Here is a 15,129-nt window from a genome sequence, read left to right on the forward strand (position 1 = left end):
GCGTCGTTGCCCGTGGTGGAGCATTTCGCGGTCCGCGGAGGCGCCCGTCTCGACGGCGCCGTCGACGTCGTCGGTGCGAAGAACAGCGTGCTCAAGCTGATGGCGGCGGCGCTGCTGGCCGAGGGCACCACGACGCTCACGAACTGTCCGGAGATCCTCGACGTCCCGCTGATGGCCGACGTGCTGCGCAGCCTGGGCTGCACGGTCGTCGTCGACGGCTCGACGGTCACCATCGAGGTCCCCGCGGAGCCCGGCGCGGCCGCCGACTACCGCTCGGTGTCGCGGCTGCGGGCGTCGGTCTGCGTGCTGGGCCCGCTGGTGGCCCGCTGCCGGCGTGCGGTGGTGCCGCTGCCCGGTGGCGACGCGATCGGCTCCCGGCCGCTCGACATGCACGCCTCCGGGCTGCGCAAGCTCGGCGCGACGACCGAGATCGAGCACGGTCGCGTCGTCGCCCAGGCCGACGAGCTGCGCGGGGCCCAGATCTGGCTCGACTTCCCGAGCGTCGGGGCCACCGAGAACATCCTCATGGCGTCGGTCCTGGCCGAGGGCACGACGATCATCGACAACGCCGCGCGCGAGCCGGAGATCGTCGACCTCTGCACGATGCTGCAGCGGATGGGCGCGAAGATCGACGGCGCCGGCTCCTCGACGCTGACCGTCCACGGCGTCACCAGCCTCACCCCGACCGAGCACCGGGTCATCGGCGACCGGATCGTCGGGGCCACCTGGGCGTTCGCCGCGACGATGACCGGCGGCCGCGTCGACGTCCGCGGGGTCGACCCGCGGCACCTGGAGCTGGTGCTCGACAAGCTGCGCTCGGCCGGCGCGGAGACCGAGCTGGCGGCCGACGGCTTCACGATCGCGATGGACGGCCGCCCCACGGCCGTCGACTTCGTGACGCTGCCCTACCCGGGCTTCGCCACCGACCTGCAGCCGATGGCGATCGCCCTGTCGGCCGTCGCCGAGGGCACGTCGATGATCACGGAGAACGTGTTCGAGGCCCGCTTCCGGTTCGTCGAGGAGATGGTCCGGCTCGGCGCCGACGCCCGCACCGACGGCCACCACGCCGTCGTGCGGGGGGTGCCGCGGCTGTCGAGCGCGCCGGTGTGGGCCAGCGACATCCGCGCGGGCGCGGGCCTGGTCCTCGCGGGCCTGTGCGCCGACGGCGAGACCGTCGTCTGGGACGTCGAGCACATCGACCGCGGCTATCCGCGGTTCGTCGAGAACCTCGCCGGGCTGGGTGCGGACATCTCCCGGGTGACGGTCGACGCCGAGCGCTGACCCGCTCCCGCGGGCAGCGGGGGAGGACCGCGCCCGGCGTGGGCTACGCCGGTCGGCGCAGTCCCGGTCGCGGGCCGGCGCGTGACGTGTCACGGTCCCGGGGACCGGCGCGGGCCCGGTCGGACGGGGGAGAACGCATGTCCGACGCCGTGGGCACCGTGGGCGGGACGGAGGACGCCGCGCGCGAGGCCGGCCGGGGGGCCCGGATCGTGGTGCGCGTCGGGATCCTGGCCTACGGCCTGACGCACCTGCTCCTGGCGTGGCTGGTGCTGCGGGTGGCCTTCGGCGACCGCGGTAGCCGGGCCGACCAGTCCGGCGCGTTCCAGGCGATCGCGCAGACCACGGCGGGTCGGGTGCTGCTGTGGGTGCTCGCGCTGGGGTTCGTCGCCGTCGCGCTGTGGCGGGTCGGGGAGGCACTCGGGCGGGCCGGCGGCCGGGTGAAGGACGCGCGCGGGCGGCTCGAGAGCGCGGGCATGGCGGTGGTCTTCGCCGCGCTGACGGTGCTGGCCGTGCGGACGGCGGTGAGCGGCTCGGGTGGCGAGGGCAGCCAGGCGGCGGCCGCGGGCCTGCTCGGCATCCCGGGCGGGCAATGGATCGTCGGGGCCGTCGGCGTCGGCATCGTCGTCGTGGCGGGGTTCATCACGGTCAACGCCTTCCGCTGCACCTTCACCGACGACATGAGCCTGCCCCTCGACCCGCGGGCCAGGGCCGTCGCGGTGCGCACCGGACAGCTCGGGAAGGTGGCGAAGGGCCTGGTCACCGTCCTCGTCGGGGTGCTGGTCGTGGCGGCGGCGGTCCAGTTCGAGCCGCAGCGGGCCAATGGCCTGGACGCGGCGCTGAAGACCCTGGCCGCGCAGCCGTTCGGGGTGGTCCTGCTGGTGGCGACCGCGGTGGGGCTCGTCGCGTTCGGCGTGTTCTGCGCGTTCGACGCGCGCTACCACCGGGTGTGACGGCTCACCGATCGGTTTCCCGCGCAGTTGCGTACTATTTCGCTCACAACGCCGTGATGGAGGTGTCCGGTGCCGTACCCGAGCGACAACGAGCGTGATCGCCCCTGGGTGATCCGCACCTACGCCGGACACTCGTCGGCGGAGAAGTCCAACGCGCTGTACCGCCGGAACCTGGCCAAGGGCCAGACGGGTCTGTCCGTCGCCTTCGACCTGCCCACCCAGACCGGCTACGACCCCGACGACGAGCTCGCGAAGGGCGAGGTCGGCAAGGTGGGGGTCCCGGTGAGCCACATCGGCGACATGCGCACCCTCTTCGACGGCATCCCGATGGCCGAGGCGAACACCTCGATGACCATCAACGCGCCCGCGATGTGGCTGCTCGCCCTCTACGTCGCGGTCGCCGACGAGCACGAGGCCCCGCGTGCCACGCTCGCCGGCACCACGCAGAACGACATCGTCAAGGAGTACCTCTCGCGCGGGACGTACGTGTTCCCGCCCGCGCCGAGCATGCGGCTGATCGCCGACACCATCGCGTGGTCGGTCGCCAACATCCCCAAATGGAACCCGATCAACATCTGCAGCTACCACCTGCAGGAGGCGGGGGCGACGCCCGCGCAGGAGCTCGCGTTCTCGCTGTCGACGGCCATCGCCGTGCTCGACGCGGTGCGCGACTCCGGGCAGGTCCCGGCCGAGAAGTTCGGCGACGTCGTCGGCCGCATCTCGTTCTTCGTCAACGCGGGGCTGCGCTTCGTCGAGGAGATGTGCAAACTCCGGGCGCTCGGCCGGCTGTGGGACGAGATCACGCTGGAGCGCTACGGCGTCGAGAACCCCAAGCACCGGCGGCTGCGCTACGGCGTCCAGGTCAACTCGCTGGGACTCACCGAGGCCCAGCCGGAGAACAACGTCCAGCGGATCGTGCTGGAGATGCTCGCGGTGACGCTCTCGCGCGACGCGCGCGCCCGCGCCGTCCAGCTGCCCGCGTGGAACGAGGCGCTCGGCCTGCCGCGCCCGTGGGACCAGCAGTGGGCACTGCGCATGCAGCAGGTGCTGGCCTACGAGACAGACCTGCTCGAGTACGAGGACATCTTCGACGGCAGCCGCGTCGTCGAGGCGAAGGTCGCCGAGCTGATCGAGGGTGCCCGCGCCGAGATCGACCGGGTCGCCGAGATGGGGGGAGCGGTCGCCGCCGTCGAGAACGGCTACATGAAGGGCGAGCTCGTCCGGTCGCTGGCCGAGCGGCGCAGGCGCATCGAGTCCGGCGAGGACGTCGTCGTCGGCGTCAACCGGTTCGACACGACCGAACCCAGCCCGCTGCAGGCCGAGGGCGCCGCGGCGATCGAGACCGTCGACCCGGCCACGGAGGCCGCCGCGGTCGAGGCGGTCCGCGACTGGCGCCGGCAGCGTGACCAGGCCGCGGTGGAGGAGGCGCTCGCCGCGTTGCGGGACACCGCGAAGACCGACGCCAACCTGATGGACGCGTCCATCGCCTGCGCCAAGGCCGGGGTGACCACCGGCGAGTGGGCCGGCGCCCTGCGCGCCGTGTTCGGCGAGTACCGGGCGCCGACCGGGGTGTCGGCGGCCGTCGCGTCCGGGGAGGCCGCCACGGGGCTCGGCGAGGTCCGCGCGCGCGTCCAGCAGACCGGCGAGGAGCTGGGCGAGCGGCTGCGCATGCTGGTCGGCAAGCCGGGGCTCGACGGGCACTCCAACGGTGCCGAGCAGGTGGCGGTGCGGGCGCGCGACGTCGGGTTCGAGGTCGTCTACCAGGGCATCCGGCTGACGCCGTCGGAGATCGTGGCGGCCGCGGTCCAGGAGGGCGTGCACGTCGTCGGGCTGTCGGTGCTGTCGGGGTCGCACCTGGAGGTCGTGCCCGCGGTGGTCGACGGGCTGCGCGCCGCCGGTGCCGACGACGTCCCCGTCGTCGTCGGGGGGATCATCCCCGAGGGCGACGCGAAAGCCCTGCGGGACAAGGGGGTCGCCGCCGTCTTCACGCCGAAGGACTTCAAGCTCACCGCGATGATGGACGCGATCGTGACGCTGGTGCGGCAGGCCCACGGCCTGTGACCGGCGATGGTCGCCAGGGCGACCACCGCCGCTCACGACTCGTCGTCGATCTTCTCCTCGCCCCGGCGCCGGAAGAACGCGAAGCCGGGGATGCCGAGGATGGCCTGCCGGACCTCCTTGAGGACGTCGAGCAGTTCGTGGACGTCGGGTCCGACGCGGTCGAGCGTGGCGAGGATCGGCATGATGTCCTCCTCGAGGTGCTCGGTGAGCTGGGGCAGGTGGTCGACCAGCCGGATCGCCGCACGCACCTCCTCCTCGCTGAGCTGGTCGACGAACGTCCGCGCGATCGGCGCCGCGCGCCGCGACACGGGAACCCACGTCTCGAGCAGCACCTTCGCCTCGTCCGACGTCGACGCCGCCGACCCGACGACCTCGTCCGCGCGCCGGGCGACCGCCGCGGCGCCGTCGACGATCGTGCCGGCCTGCTGCGTGATCCCCTGTGCCGCGCCGACCACCGTCGCCGCGTCGGTCGCCACCGACCCGGCGGTCCGCACGAGGGTCTCGGCGTGGGTCGCCACGCCCGACGCCGACTCGACCAGCTTCTCCGCCGACGCGAGCACCGTGGTCGTGCGGGCCACGGCACCCTCGACCTCGCGGAGCACGATGTCGACGCGGGCGACCGCCTCGTCGGCGCGCCCCAGCGTCCCGTCGACCCGGCTCAGCAGCCCGTCGACTCGGTCGGCCAGGCCCGCGATGCGTCCGACGAGCTCGTCGGCGCCGTCGAGCAGCCGGGACGCCCGTTCGGGGAGGCCACCCGCGAGCTCGACGGCCTCCTCGGTCCACCCCGCCAGCGCCCGGGCGCCCGCGACGACGTCGGACGGTCCGGGGAGCGGGAGTCCCGCGATGCGCATGACCATGAACGCATCATGTCGCATCACGGGCCGGAGCAGCGGCTGATCGATGACACACTCCGCTCGTCGAGTACCCCCTCTGCGCTCGTGCATGGCCTCCGAACGGGTGAAGAATCCGATGATTCGTGCGGAGCCGTATCGGTCCGGTAACGGCCATCGCCTCATCCGGTGCGCATCGCGATCAGCCCCTACGTTCGGAATCCGGCGGTGCGGGCACCGGCGGGGTGCCCTGTGTCGACGACAGATGCGAGCGAGCCCGAGGAGTCGAGGATGACCGGCCAGACGTGGAGCAGGCGGGAGTTCTTCCGGAGGAGTGCCGTCGCCGGTGCGGTCGTGCTGGGCGGACCGGCACTGATCTCGGCGTGCACCAGCACCAGTCAGAGCGGCGGCGGTGACACGCTGGCCAACGCGCGCAGCGCAGGCACGATCAAGATCGGGATTGCGGGCGAGGAGCCCTACGGCTTCACCGACACCAGCGGGAAGGTCACGGGCGAGGCCCCCGAGGTTGCGCGTGCGGTGCTCAAGGCGATCGGGATCGCCGACGTCAACGCCCAGCAGGTCAGCTTCGACCAGCTGATCCCGGCCCTGAACGCCAACCAGTACGACATGGTGTGCGCGGGCATGAACATCACGGCGGCCCGCTGCCAGCAGGCGACGTTCTCCATCCCCGACTACTCGGCGAAGACCGCGTTCCTGGTGCCCAAGGGCAACCCCCAGGGGATCGCCACGTTCCAGGACATCGCCTCGAAGAACCTGCAGCTCGCCGTGCTGAGCGCGGCCGTCGAGCAGGGCTACGCCAAGGACGCCGGGGTGCCCGACAGCAACGTGGCGGCCTTCCCCGACCAGAACGCGCTGCTGCAGGCGGTCACCGCCGGCCGGGCGGCCGCGGCGGCGCTCACCGACATCTCGCTGAAGTGGCTGGCGAGCAAGAACCCCCAGGCCGACGTGGAGGTCACCCCGGGCTTCGATCCCGTGCAGAACGGCCAGCCCGTCGTCTCCGCGGGCGGGTTCGTGTTCCGCAAGGCCGACACGACACTCGTCGACGCGTTCAACGGCGCCCTCGGCACGCTCCACCAGAACGGGCAGTGGGTGCAGATCGCCGAGCCGTTCGGGTTCACGAAGGACAACCTCCCGGCAGCCGACCTGACGACCCAGAAGCTCTGCGCCGCCTGAGTCCGGCGGACGTCGGTGGAGAACTTCGGAACGTTCCTGTCGGTCCTGTCGCAGGGGCTGCCGGAGACGCTGATTGCGACGATCGGCGGCATCGTGCTCACGATCGTGCTGTCGTTCGGCGCCGGCCTTGCGCTGCTGTCGCCCTCGCGCACCGTGCGCGTGATCGCACGCGTCTACGTCGAGGGACTGCGCGGCACGTCGGAGGTCGTCCAGCTGTTCTGGATCTACTTCGCGCTGCCCGTGCTCGTCGGGTTCCAGCTCGTTCCGATCTGGGCCGGCATCCTGGTCCTCGGCCTCAACCACGGGGCGTACGGGGCCGAGATCGTGCGCGGCGCCGTCCAGTCGGTGCCGCGTGCGCAGGTCGAGGGCGCGATCGCGCTGAGCCTGTCGCCCGCGCAGCGGATGCGGCGGGTGATCCTGCCGCAGGCCGTCGTCGAGATGATCCCGCCGTTCAACAACCTGTTCATCCAGCTGCTCAAGAGCACGGCGCTGCTCTCGTTCGTGTCGGTCAACGAGATCACCCGGCAGGCGCAGCAGGTACTCGTGCCGCGGTTCAACGCGCAGGCGTTCCAGATCTTCCTGCTCCTGCTCGTGATGTACCTGATCCTCGCACTGGTGATCACGGCGGTCATGCGGACGCTGGAGCGGCTGGCCGCGGCCCGGGTCGGGCGCAGGCCGTCGGTGCGGGCGCGCCAGCAGGCCGCGACGGGAGCGGGGGTCGCATGACGCCGCTGTGGGACTGGAACTTCGCGGGCGAGATCATCCCGGCGCTGCTCAACGGCCTGCGGGTCACGCTGATCGCCACCGTCCTGGGCTCGATCATCGCGTTCGCGCTCGGCCTCGGGCTGGCCGTGCTCGGGCGGGGACCGCGGCCGGTGCGGATCGTCGTGCGGGCGATCGTGGAGTTCGTCCGCAGCACCCCGCTGCTGGTGCAGGTCTACTTCCTGTTCTTCGTGCTCCCGGCCTTCGGCGTCGTGCTGAGCGCCCTCACGGTCGGCATCCTGGCGCTGGGCGTGCACTACGCGACCTACACCTCCGAGGTCTACCGCGCCGGCATCGACGCGGTGCCGCGCGGGCAGTGGGAGGCCGCGACCGCGCTGAGCCTGCCGACCACACGTGTCTGGACGGGGGTCGTGCTGCCGCAGGCGATCCCGAGGGTGCTGCCCGCGTTGGGCAACTACGTCATCTCGATGTTCAAGGAGACCCCGCTGCTGATCGGCATCGGTGTGCTCGACATCGTCGGGCAGGCGCGGGAGGTCGGCGGGCAGTCGTTCCGCTACGTCGAGGCCTACACGCTGGCGGGTCTGCTGTTCCTGCTGCTGAGCTACCCGGCGTCGATGGCCGTCCGTAGATTGGAGCGTCGCCGTGCCGTCCGCTGACCTGCCCTCCGGGGAGCCGATGATCGTCTTCGACGGCGTCGAGAAGCGCTTCGGGGACAACGTAGTGCTCTCCGAGCTGAACTTCACCGTCGCGCCGGGGGAGCACGTCTGCCTGATCGGGCCGTCGGGCTCGGGCAAGACCACGATCCTGCGGCTGCTCATGACGCTGGAGAAGGTCGACCGCGGCTCGATCTCCGTCGGCGGGAAGTCGTTGTCGCACATGGAAAAGGGCGGGAAGCTCGTGCCCGCCGACGACAAGCACTGCCGTGAGGTGCGCAAACACATCGGGATGGTGTTCCAGCAGTTCAACCTTTTCCCCAACATGACGGTGCGCGGAAACCTGATCGAGGCGCCCACCCGCGTACTGGGGCTGTCGAAGGAGGAGGCGACCGCCCGCGCGCAGGAGCTGCTCGACCTCGTCGGCCTCGGCGACCGGATGGACGCCCACCCCACCCAGCTCTCCGGCGGGCAGCAGCAGCGCGTCGCGATCGCCCGGGCGCTGGCCATGCGCCCCGACGTCCTCCTCCTCGACGAGGTGACCTCCGCGCTCGACCCCGAGCTCGTCGCGGGGGTGCTGAAGTTGCTGCGCGACATCGGGTCCACCACCGACATCACGTTCCTGTGCGTGACCCACGAGATGGGCTTCGCCCGCGACTTCTCCGACCGCGTGATGATGTTCGACGGCGGCCGCGTCATCGAGGACGCCGCCCCGGAGAAGCTGTTCACCGAGCCGGGACACGAGCGGACGCAGGCGTTCCTGCAGGCGGTGGTGGAGCGGTAGCGCGCGCGGTCAGACCGCGCCCGCGCACAGGGCCGCCGTCGTCACGTCCGCGGGCGGCAGGTTCGCGGCGGTGAACCCGAACGGCGACGCCACGCGCAGCCAGTCGCCGGAGGCCTGCGCCGCGGCGAGGGCGTCGTCGAACGCGGCGACGAGGTCGGCGTCCTCGCGCCGGAAGGCGAATCCCCCCGCGGGCACGACCTCCCGGCCCGCGATCGTGACCCGGAACCCCGGCGTCACCTCCAACCGGAGCCCGGGGTTGCGGCGCAGCGCGTCGAGCAGCGAGATGCGGGTGAGCGCCCCGGCGTCGACGTGCTGGTCGGCGACCGCGGCCACCAGTGAGCTCTGCCCGTCGTAGGTGGTGACCGCGTGGTCGGGAACCCCGGAGGCCCGCGCCCAGGCCTGCTCCGCGGACCCCGCCAGGACGCCGAGGCGGACCCGGGTGCGGACGACGTCGGCGAACGAGCGCAGCCCCGCGGGATTGCCGCGGCGGACCAGGAACGCCGGGCGGACGACGAAGTCGGGACGCGAGAACGCGACCCGCGCGCACCTCTCCGGGCTGATGGTCAGCCCCGCGGTGACGAGGTCCGCATCCCCGGCGACGAGCGTGTCGATCAGCTTGTCGAACGGCACCTGGACGGCCTCGATCCCGTCGACGCCGACCGCTCGCAACACCAGCCGGGCGACCTCCGGGCCTTCGCCGGTGACGCGGCCCGCGGCGTCGGAGAAGCCGTAGGGTTGCTCGCCCGCGATCGCGACGCGCGCGACGCCCGACTCGCGGATCCGTCGCAGCGTGGTCGCGCCGGACCGGTCGCAGGCGGCCGCAAGGGCGCAGGCCCCCGCGGCGCCGAGGGCCACCAGCAGCCGGCGTCGGGTCAGCATCGCGGGCGACCCTAGGCGACTCCCGCGTCCTCCGCCCGCTCCGGCTGCGGTCTGCGCGGGTGTCGTGCGGGACCGGGGTCGTGAGCGGCGATGGTCGCTATGGCGACTGTCGCCGCTCACAGGCGGCGGGGCCCGGGCTAGTCGGACCAGACCGGGTGACGCTTCTCCAGGAACGCGGCCATGCCCTCCTTCGCCCCTGCCGACTGCGACATCGACGCCATGACCTCCACGGCGATCCCGTACGCGTCGGACTCCGGGCGGTCGAGCTGGCTGTAGAGCGTCTGCTTGCCGACGCCCTTGCCGAACCGGCTACCCCGGGTGGCGCGGGCGAGCAGGTCGTCGACCCGGGCGTCGAGCTCCGCATCGGGCACCGCGTAGTTGACCAGGCCCCACTCTGCGGCGGTGGTGGCGTCGACGACGTCGCCGGTCAGCGCCATCTCCATCAGCCTCTTGCGTCCGACGTTGCGGGCCACCGGGACCGCCGGCGTGTGGCAGAACCAGCCGCCCTTGCCGCCGGGCAGGGCGAAGCCCGCGGACTCGGCGGCGACGGCGAGATCGCAGGTGGCGACGAGTTGGCAGCCCGCGGCCGTGGCCAGCGCGTGCACCCGGGCGACCACGACCTGCGGCACCGACTCGATCGTCCGCATCAGGCGCGTGCACAGTTGCAGCAGGTCACGGACGCCGCCGAGGTCGCGGGCCGCGACGTCGGCGAAGTCGTGCCCGGCGGAGAAGACCTTGCCCTCGGCGCCCAGCACGATGCCCGTCGCGTCGGAGGCCCCCGCCTCCTCGAACGCGCGCAGCAGCTCGCGCAGGTGCGGCTCGGACAGGGCGTTGCGCCGCTCGGGCCGGTTCATGGTGATGCGCACGGTGTCGCCGTCGTGCTTGACGAGCAGGTACTCGTAGTCCGCCATACAGGGACGGTACGTGGTTGCGGGGGGTCCGATCCAGCCCTACGGTGACCGTATGACCGGAAGCGCGAATCCAGTCACCGAGTCAGACGGTCGGCTCGAGCGGGTGCTCGACGCCGCTGCCGACCTGCTCGTGCGCTGGGGGTACCAGCGGGTCACGGTCGAGGACGTCGCGCGGCACGCCCGGATCGGCAAGGGCACCGTCTACCTGCACTTCCGCTCCAAGGACGCGCTGTTCCTGACGGTCCTGCTGCGCAGCCACCACCACGTGGTGTCGCGGATGGCCGACCGGATGGCCGCCGACCCGGCGGAGGTGCTGCCCAGCAGGATGACGGCAGCGGTGTACCTGGACCTCGTCGCCGATCCGGTGGTGCGGCCGCTGTACCTGGGCGACCCGGAGGTGCTCGGCAGGCTCGCCCACGAGGCGGCGGACTCGCTGGGCGCGCTGAGCGCGACACGCGACGCGGCGGCCCGGCGGCTGTTCGGGCTGCTGCGCGAGGCCGGGGCGCTGCGCACCGACCTCTCGCTCGACGAGCAGCAGTACCTCCTGCAGGCCGTCGCGTCCGGGTTCCTGTTCGTCGACTCGCTGCCCGCGTCCGACGCCCCGGCCGACCACGGCCGGCGGGCCGCGCTGATCGCCCACACGATCGCCGCCGCGATCGAGGAGCCGGGCGCCGAGGCCAGGGCCGCGGGAGTCGCACCGCAGGCGGTCGCGATGTTCCGCGGGCTCGCCGCCGAGATGGACCAGGAATGGAGACGGCGCGTCCGGTGAGGCCGGGGCGTCGAACAGTCGGGGAACAAGTGGGGGAACCATGAGCGTCGACCTGACGGCCACGGAGTTCGTGACCGACCCGTACACCGCCTACGGGCGCATCCGCGAGGAGGCACCCGTCCTGCGCGGGACCTTCTACGGCGGGGCGCCGATCTGGATCGTCACCCGCTACGACGACGTCCGCGCCGTTCTCGGCGACGGGACGCGCTTCGTGAACGACCCGGCGTCGGTGCCGGGCAACGACACGAACGACGTGCGGCGCGTCGCCATGGAACGCATCGGCATCCCGCCCGACCTCATGCACTACCTGACCGACAGCATCATCAGCGCGGACGGCGCCCACCACACGCGGCTGCGCAAGCTGGTCTCGCGCGCGTTCACCGTCCGCCGGGTCGCGCAGCTGCGCCCGCGCGTCGAGGAGCTCACCGCCGGGCTGCTCGATCGGCTGGCCGCGCTCGGCGCCGGCGGCCGGCCCGTCGACCTCGTCGAGGAGTTCGCCTACCCGCTGCCGATCACCGTCATCTGCGAGCTCGTCGGCATTCCGGAGGCCGATCGGGCGTCGTGGCACGTCTGGAGCCGCGACCTGGCGACCATGGACCGCGACCGCATCCCGACCGCGCTGCGCGACATGGTCGGCAACATCATCGGGCTGATCGCGCACCGCCGCGCCGAACCTGCCGACGATCTGCTCACCGCACTCGTGCGCGCCCACGACGAGGACGGCGACCGGCTCTCCGACAGCGAGCTGGTGACGATGGTCCTGTCGCTGGTCATCGCCGGGCACGAGACGACGGCGCACCTGATCTCCAACGCGGTCGTCGCGTTGCTGACCCGGCCCGACCAGCTCGCCGCCCTGCGCGCCGACCCGGGTCTGTGGCCGAACGCGGTCGCCGAGCTGCTGCGGCGCATCGGTCCGGTGCAGTTCGCCTCGACGCGCTACGCGCTGGCCGACACCGAGCTGGGCGGCGCGCAGATCCGGGCGGGCGACGGCGTGCAGCCCGCGCTGGTGGCCGCCAACTCGGACCCGCGGGAGTTCACCGACCCCGAGCGGCTCGACGTCGCCCGCCGCACCGCCGAGCGCGGGGAGGGCCACGTCGGGTTCGGGTACGGGCCGCACTACTGCCTGGGCGCGGCGCTGGCGCGCCAGGAGGGGGAGGTCGCGCTGCGCGCGCTCGTCGAACGCTTCCCCGACCTGGCGCTGGCCGTCGACCCGGCCGAGCTCGTCTGGCAGCCGGTCCCGGGGATGCGCAGGCTCGGGACCGTCCCGATCCGGGTCGGCTGAGGTTTCCGGCCCCGAGCGGGGCTGCCCCGCCCTGCCACCCCGGAGGGCCTCGGCCGGTGACCCGGCCCGCGCCCCGCGGCCGAAGCGCGGCGCAGGGGTCCGGCGCCGCGACCCGGGCGCAACCCCACTGTCGCGATCCGGCCGAGGGAGGACCGTGAGGTTGCGCGCTCGCCGTCGGGCGCAACCTCACGGTCGCGTTTCGGCTGCCGGACGGCGGTGAGGTTGCGCGCGTCGTCGGGCGCAACGTCACGGTCGCGGTCCGCGCGCGGGGGACCGGACATCGGGCGCGCGGGGGCACGCAGACCTCAACGGGCGCAACGGTTTTGCTGCCGTCGCCGATCCGGGCGGGCTAGGCTCGCGACGTGGCCGACGATCTCGCGACGTCCTTCGGGTCCATCGCCCGTGAGTACGACCGGTTGCGGCCCGCCCCGCCGGCAGCGGCGATCGCGTGGGTCGTCCCGGCCGGGTGCACCGTCGCGGTCGACCTCGCGGCGGGGACGGGGCTGTTCACCCGCGCGCTGGCGGCGGCGGTGCCGGAGGTCGTGGGCGTCGAACCCGACGCGCGGATGCGGGAGGTGTTCCTCGAGCGCTCGCCGGGGCTGCGCGCGCTGGAGGGCACGGGGGAGGCGATCCCGCTGCCGGACGCGAGCGCGGACCTGGTGACGGTCTCCTCGGCCTGGCACTGGATGGACGCCGACCGGGCGCTCCCCGAGATCGCCCGCGTCCTGCGGCCGGGCGGCCGGTTCGCGGTGGCGCGCACCGGACGGGACCGCCACGTCGGGTGGACGCAGGAGCTGCAGCGGTTGCGGCGGTCCGTCGAGCGTCGTCGGCCCCGGTCCCACGAGGTCGTCCTCCCGGAGGGCACGCCGTTCGGGCCGCCGGAGTACGCGGAGTTCACGACGGTGCGGCGGATGCCCGTCGACGACGTGCTCGCCTCGCTCGCCACCTACAGCGGCGCCATCACCGCCGATCCCGACGACCGTGCCGCCTGGCTGGCGGCGGCGCGCGGGGTCCTCGAACGGCACTTCCCGGGCGCCGCGGAGATCGACGTCCCACTGCGCTCGGAGATCACCCGCACCGACCTGCGCGCTCAGTAGGACTTCGGCAGCCCCAGCGCGTGCTGCGCGACGTGGTTGAGCACCATCTCCCGGCTCACCGGCGCGATCCGCGCCGCACGCACCGCCCCGATCAGCGCGCCGACGCCGTACTCCAGCGACATCCCGTTGCCGCCGTGGGCCTGCACCGCCGCGTCGACGGCCTTGATCGCGGCCTCCGCCGCGGCGTACTTCGCGATGTTGGCGGCGTCGCCGGCGCCGCGGTCGCCCGCGTCGTAGAGGAACGCGGCGCGGGTGGTGGCCATCCTCGCCAGCTCGACGTCGATGTGGGCGGCGGCCAGCGGGTGCGCGATGGCCTGGTGCGCGCCGATGGGGGTGCCCCACACGTCGCGGTCCTTCGCGTAGGCCACGCCGCGACCCAGGGCGTAGCGGGCGAGCCCGTTGGAGTAGGCGGCGACGGTGATGCGCTCGGGGTTCAGCCCCGCGAACAGCGCCGACAGGCCCGCCTCCTCGCCCCCGACCAGAGCGTCGGCGGGCAGGGGTGCGTCGTCGAAGAACAGCGTGAACTGGCGCTCGGGGCTGACGATCGCCATGTCGATGGGCTGGTAGCTGACGCCCGGGGTGTCGCGGGGCACGACGAACATCGCGGGGCGCAGCGTCCCGGACGCGGCGTCCTCCATCCGCGCGACGACGAGCGTCGCATCGGTCTCGTCGACGCCGGAGATGTAGTACTTGTGCCCGGACAGGCGCCAGCCGCCGTCGGGGTCGCGGCGCGCGGTGGTGGTGATGCGGTGGGAGTTGGAGCCGGCGTCGGGCTCGGTGATCGCGAACGACATCCGCAGCGAGCCGTCGGCGAAACCGGGCAGCCAGCGCTCCTTCTGGGCGGGCGTGCCGCTGGTGGCGATGACGGTCGCGACGATTGCAGGGGACACGACGATCAGCAGCAGCGGGCAGCCGGCCGTCGCGATCTCCTCGGCGACGATCGCGAGCTCGACCATCCCCGCACCGCCCCCGCCGTACTCCGGCGGCACCGCGACGCCCAGGTAGCCGGCCTTGCCCGCCTCGGCCCACAGCTCGGTCGTCTTCTCACCCGACTTCGCCTTGGCGAGGAAGTACTCGCTGCCGAAGCGGCCGGCCAGCGCCGCCACGGACTCCCGCAGCAGCTGCTGCTCGTCGGTCTCACGCAGGTCCACGTCGTCCCCCGTTCGCGGCCCGGTCGCGGAGCATCAGCAACGCGTACGCGGCCAGAGTCTGGGCGTCGGCGACGACGCCCTCGCCGATCATGGCCTCGAACTCCGCCGGGGTGAACCACTCGGCGCGCATGTCGGCCTCGGTCGCCTCCCGGCGCGCCTCGCCCTGCGTCAGCTCCGTCGCGAGGTAGACGTGTCCGCGCTGGCTCGACATCCCCGGGGCGACGTCGATCGTCCCCAGCAGTTCCATCCGCCCGGCGACCAGGCCGGTCTCCTCGACGAGCTCCTGTACGGCCAGGTCGTCCGGGTGCGGGGTCGCGCGGTCGGGCGCGGTGCCGGCGGGGAACTCCCAGCGCCGGGCGCCGACGGGGTAGCGGAACTGTTCGACCAGGTGCAGCCTGCCCGCGTCGTCGCGCGGGACGACCAGCGCGTAGGTCGGTTTGTCGATGACGCCGTACACGCCGGCGCTGCCGTCGGGACGACGGATGGCGTCCTCGCGGACGGTCATCCAGCTGTTCGCGTACACCTGCCGAGTGCTCACCTGCTCCACGCACCCGAGTCTGCCGC

The 15,129-nt window shown here is 73.0% G+C and carries 15 protein-coding genes; 10 read left to right on the plus strand and 5 right to left on the minus strand.

What is annotated here, in order from left to right:
* The first annotated feature begins 12 nt into the window (after positions 1 to 12).
* From murA to PSD17_RS20770, 3 genes are all read left to right on the plus strand, one after another.
* Positions 13 to 1,281, plus strand: a complete 1,269-nt coding sequence (gene murA / locus PSD17_RS20760; RefSeq protein ID WP_013673856.1) for a UDP-N-acetylglucosamine 1-carboxyvinyltransferase — start codon at positions 13 to 15, stop codon at positions 1,279 to 1,281.
* Between the two features lie 137 nt (positions 1,282 to 1,418).
* Positions 1,419 to 2,231, plus strand: coding sequence for a DUF1206 domain-containing protein (locus PSD17_RS20765; RefSeq protein WP_339124201.1), 813 nt, complete (start codon positions 1,419 to 1,421; stop codon positions 2,229 to 2,231).
* Between the two features lie 69 nt (positions 2,232 to 2,300).
* Positions 2,301 to 4,292 (plus strand): protein meaA, encoded by a 1,992-nt coding sequence (locus tag PSD17_RS20770; protein ID WP_339124202.1) that lies wholly within the window; start codon positions 2,301 to 2,303, stop codon positions 4,290 to 4,292.
* Between the two features lie 32 nt (positions 4,293 to 4,324).
* Here PSD17_RS20770 and PSD17_RS20775 read toward each other — a convergent pair whose 3' ends face one another.
* On the minus strand, positions 4,325 to 5,149 hold the full coding sequence (locus PSD17_RS20775) for a ribulose bisphosphate carboxylase large chain (protein WP_013673859.1): 825 nt from the start codon (positions 5,147 to 5,149) through the stop codon (positions 4,325 to 4,327).
* Positions 5,150 to 5,413: 264 nt separating this feature from the next.
* Between PSD17_RS20775 and ehuB the strand changes: the two genes are divergently transcribed.
* Genes ehuB through ehuA form a run of 4 tightly spaced genes read left to right on the plus strand, consistent with a single transcriptional unit; the run spans position 5,414 to position 8,476 of the window.
* A complete protein-coding gene (ehuB, locus tag PSD17_RS20780; RefSeq protein ID WP_013673860.1) occupies positions 5,414 to 6,316 on the plus strand; it encodes an ectoine/hydroxyectoine ABC transporter substrate-binding protein EhuB in 903 nt (300 codons plus the stop codon).
* Between the two features lie 15 nt (positions 6,317 to 6,331).
* Positions 6,332 to 7,042 carry an ectoine/hydroxyectoine ABC transporter permease subunit EhuC gene (gene ehuC, locus PSD17_RS20785; protein ID WP_013673861.1) on the plus strand — a complete coding sequence of 237 codons (711 nt, stop codon included), beginning with the start codon at positions 6,332 to 6,334 and terminating at the stop codon, positions 7,040 to 7,042.
* A complete protein-coding gene (gene ehuD, locus PSD17_RS20790) occupies positions 7,039 to 7,695 on the plus strand; it encodes an ectoine/hydroxyectoine ABC transporter permease subunit EhuD (protein WP_339124203.1) in 657 nt (218 codons plus the stop codon). Before ehuC ends, ehuD begins: the two co-directional genes overlap by 4 nt.
* 19 nt (positions 7,696 to 7,714) lie before the next feature.
* Complete coding sequence (gene ehuA, locus PSD17_RS20795; RefSeq protein WP_103380923.1) at positions 7,715 to 8,476, plus strand: ectoine/hydroxyectoine ABC transporter ATP-binding protein EhuA; 762 nt, start codon at positions 7,715 to 7,717, stop codon at positions 8,474 to 8,476.
* Between the two features lie 9 nt (positions 8,477 to 8,485).
* On the opposite strand, the gene PSD17_RS20800 is transcribed toward ehuA, so the two are convergent.
* Complete coding sequence (locus PSD17_RS20800; protein ID WP_013673864.1) at positions 8,486 to 9,355, minus strand: transporter substrate-binding domain-containing protein; 870 nt, start codon at positions 9,353 to 9,355, stop codon at positions 8,486 to 8,488.
* Between the two features lie 137 nt (positions 9,356 to 9,492).
* Complete coding sequence (locus PSD17_RS20805) at positions 9,493 to 10,266, minus strand: enoyl-CoA hydratase-related protein (RefSeq protein ID WP_013673865.1); 774 nt, start codon at positions 10,264 to 10,266, stop codon at positions 9,493 to 9,495.
* A 52-nt stretch (positions 10,267 to 10,318) separates the two neighbouring features.
* Between PSD17_RS20805 and PSD17_RS20810 the strand changes: the two genes are divergently transcribed.
* The 3 genes from PSD17_RS20810 (at position 10,319) to PSD17_RS20820 (ending at position 13,414) form a co-directional block, all read left to right on the plus strand.
* The gene (locus PSD17_RS20810) at positions 10,319 to 11,035 is read left to right on the plus strand and encodes a TetR/AcrR family transcriptional regulator (protein WP_041759415.1); all 717 of its coding nucleotides are present in this window, start codon (positions 10,319 to 10,321) and stop codon (positions 11,033 to 11,035) included.
* 40 nt (positions 11,036 to 11,075) lie between these two features.
* The gene (locus PSD17_RS20815) at positions 11,076 to 12,317 is read left to right on the plus strand and encodes a cytochrome P450 family protein (RefSeq protein ID WP_339124205.1); all 1,242 of its coding nucleotides are present in this window, start codon (positions 11,076 to 11,078) and stop codon (positions 12,315 to 12,317) included.
* 362 nt (positions 12,318 to 12,679) lie between these two features.
* A complete protein-coding gene (locus tag PSD17_RS20820) occupies positions 12,680 to 13,414 on the plus strand; it encodes a class I SAM-dependent methyltransferase (protein WP_013673868.1) in 735 nt (244 codons plus the stop codon).
* On the opposite strand, the gene PSD17_RS20825 is transcribed toward PSD17_RS20820, so the two are convergent.
* Positions 13,408 to 14,565, minus strand: coding sequence for an acyl-CoA dehydrogenase family protein (locus tag PSD17_RS20825; protein WP_013673869.1), 1,158 nt, complete (start codon positions 14,563 to 14,565; stop codon positions 13,408 to 13,410). The two genes, PSD17_RS20820 and PSD17_RS20825, sit on opposite strands and share 7 nt — an antisense overlap.
* Entirely contained in the window at positions 14,552 to 15,112 is a 561-nt protein-coding gene (locus tag PSD17_RS20830; RefSeq protein ID WP_013673870.1) for an NUDIX domain-containing protein, read from the minus strand. Before PSD17_RS20830 ends, PSD17_RS20825 begins: the two co-directional genes overlap by 14 nt.
* Positions 15,113 to 15,129 lie beyond the last annotated feature (17 nt).

This window comes from Pseudonocardia sp. D17 (assembly GCF_036984265.1).
GTDB lineage: Bacteria > Actinomycetota > Actinomycetes > Mycobacteriales > Pseudonocardiaceae > Pseudonocardia > Pseudonocardia benzenivorans.

What these genes read in the sequence shown, in the direction of transcription:
- ehuB (WP_013673860.1), top strand. Translation starts at nt 5,414, where the DNA reads ATGACCGGCCAGACGTGGAGCAGGCGGGAGTTCTTCCGGAGGAGTGCC.
- PSD17_RS20805 (WP_013673865.1), bottom strand. Translation starts at nt 10,266, where the DNA reads ATGGCGGACTACGAGTACCTGCTCGTCAAGCACGACGGCGACACCGTG.
- ehuD (WP_339124203.1), top strand. Translation starts at nt 7,039, where the DNA reads ATGACGCCGCTGTGGGACTGGAACTTCGCGGGCGAGATCATCCCGGCG.
- PSD17_RS20810 (WP_041759415.1), top strand. Translation starts at nt 10,319, where the DNA reads ATGACCGGAAGCGCGAATCCAGTCACCGAGTCAGACGGTCGGCTCGAG.
- ehuA (WP_103380923.1), top strand. Translation starts at nt 7,715, where the DNA reads ATGATCGTCTTCGACGGCGTCGAGAAGCGCTTCGGGGACAACGTAGTG.
- PSD17_RS20765 (WP_339124201.1), top strand. Translation starts at nt 1,419, where the DNA reads ATGTCCGACGCCGTGGGCACCGTGGGCGGGACGGAGGACGCCGCGCGC.
- PSD17_RS20775 (WP_013673859.1), bottom strand. Translation starts at nt 5,149, where the DNA reads ATGGTCATGCGCATCGCGGGACTCCCGCTCCCCGGACCGTCCGACGTC.
- PSD17_RS20800 (WP_013673864.1), bottom strand. Translation starts at nt 9,355, where the DNA reads ATGCTGACCCGACGCCGGCTGCTGGTGGCCCTCGGCGCCGCGGGGGCC.
- PSD17_RS20815 (WP_339124205.1), top strand. Translation starts at nt 11,076, where the DNA reads ATGAGCGTCGACCTGACGGCCACGGAGTTCGTGACCGACCCGTACACC.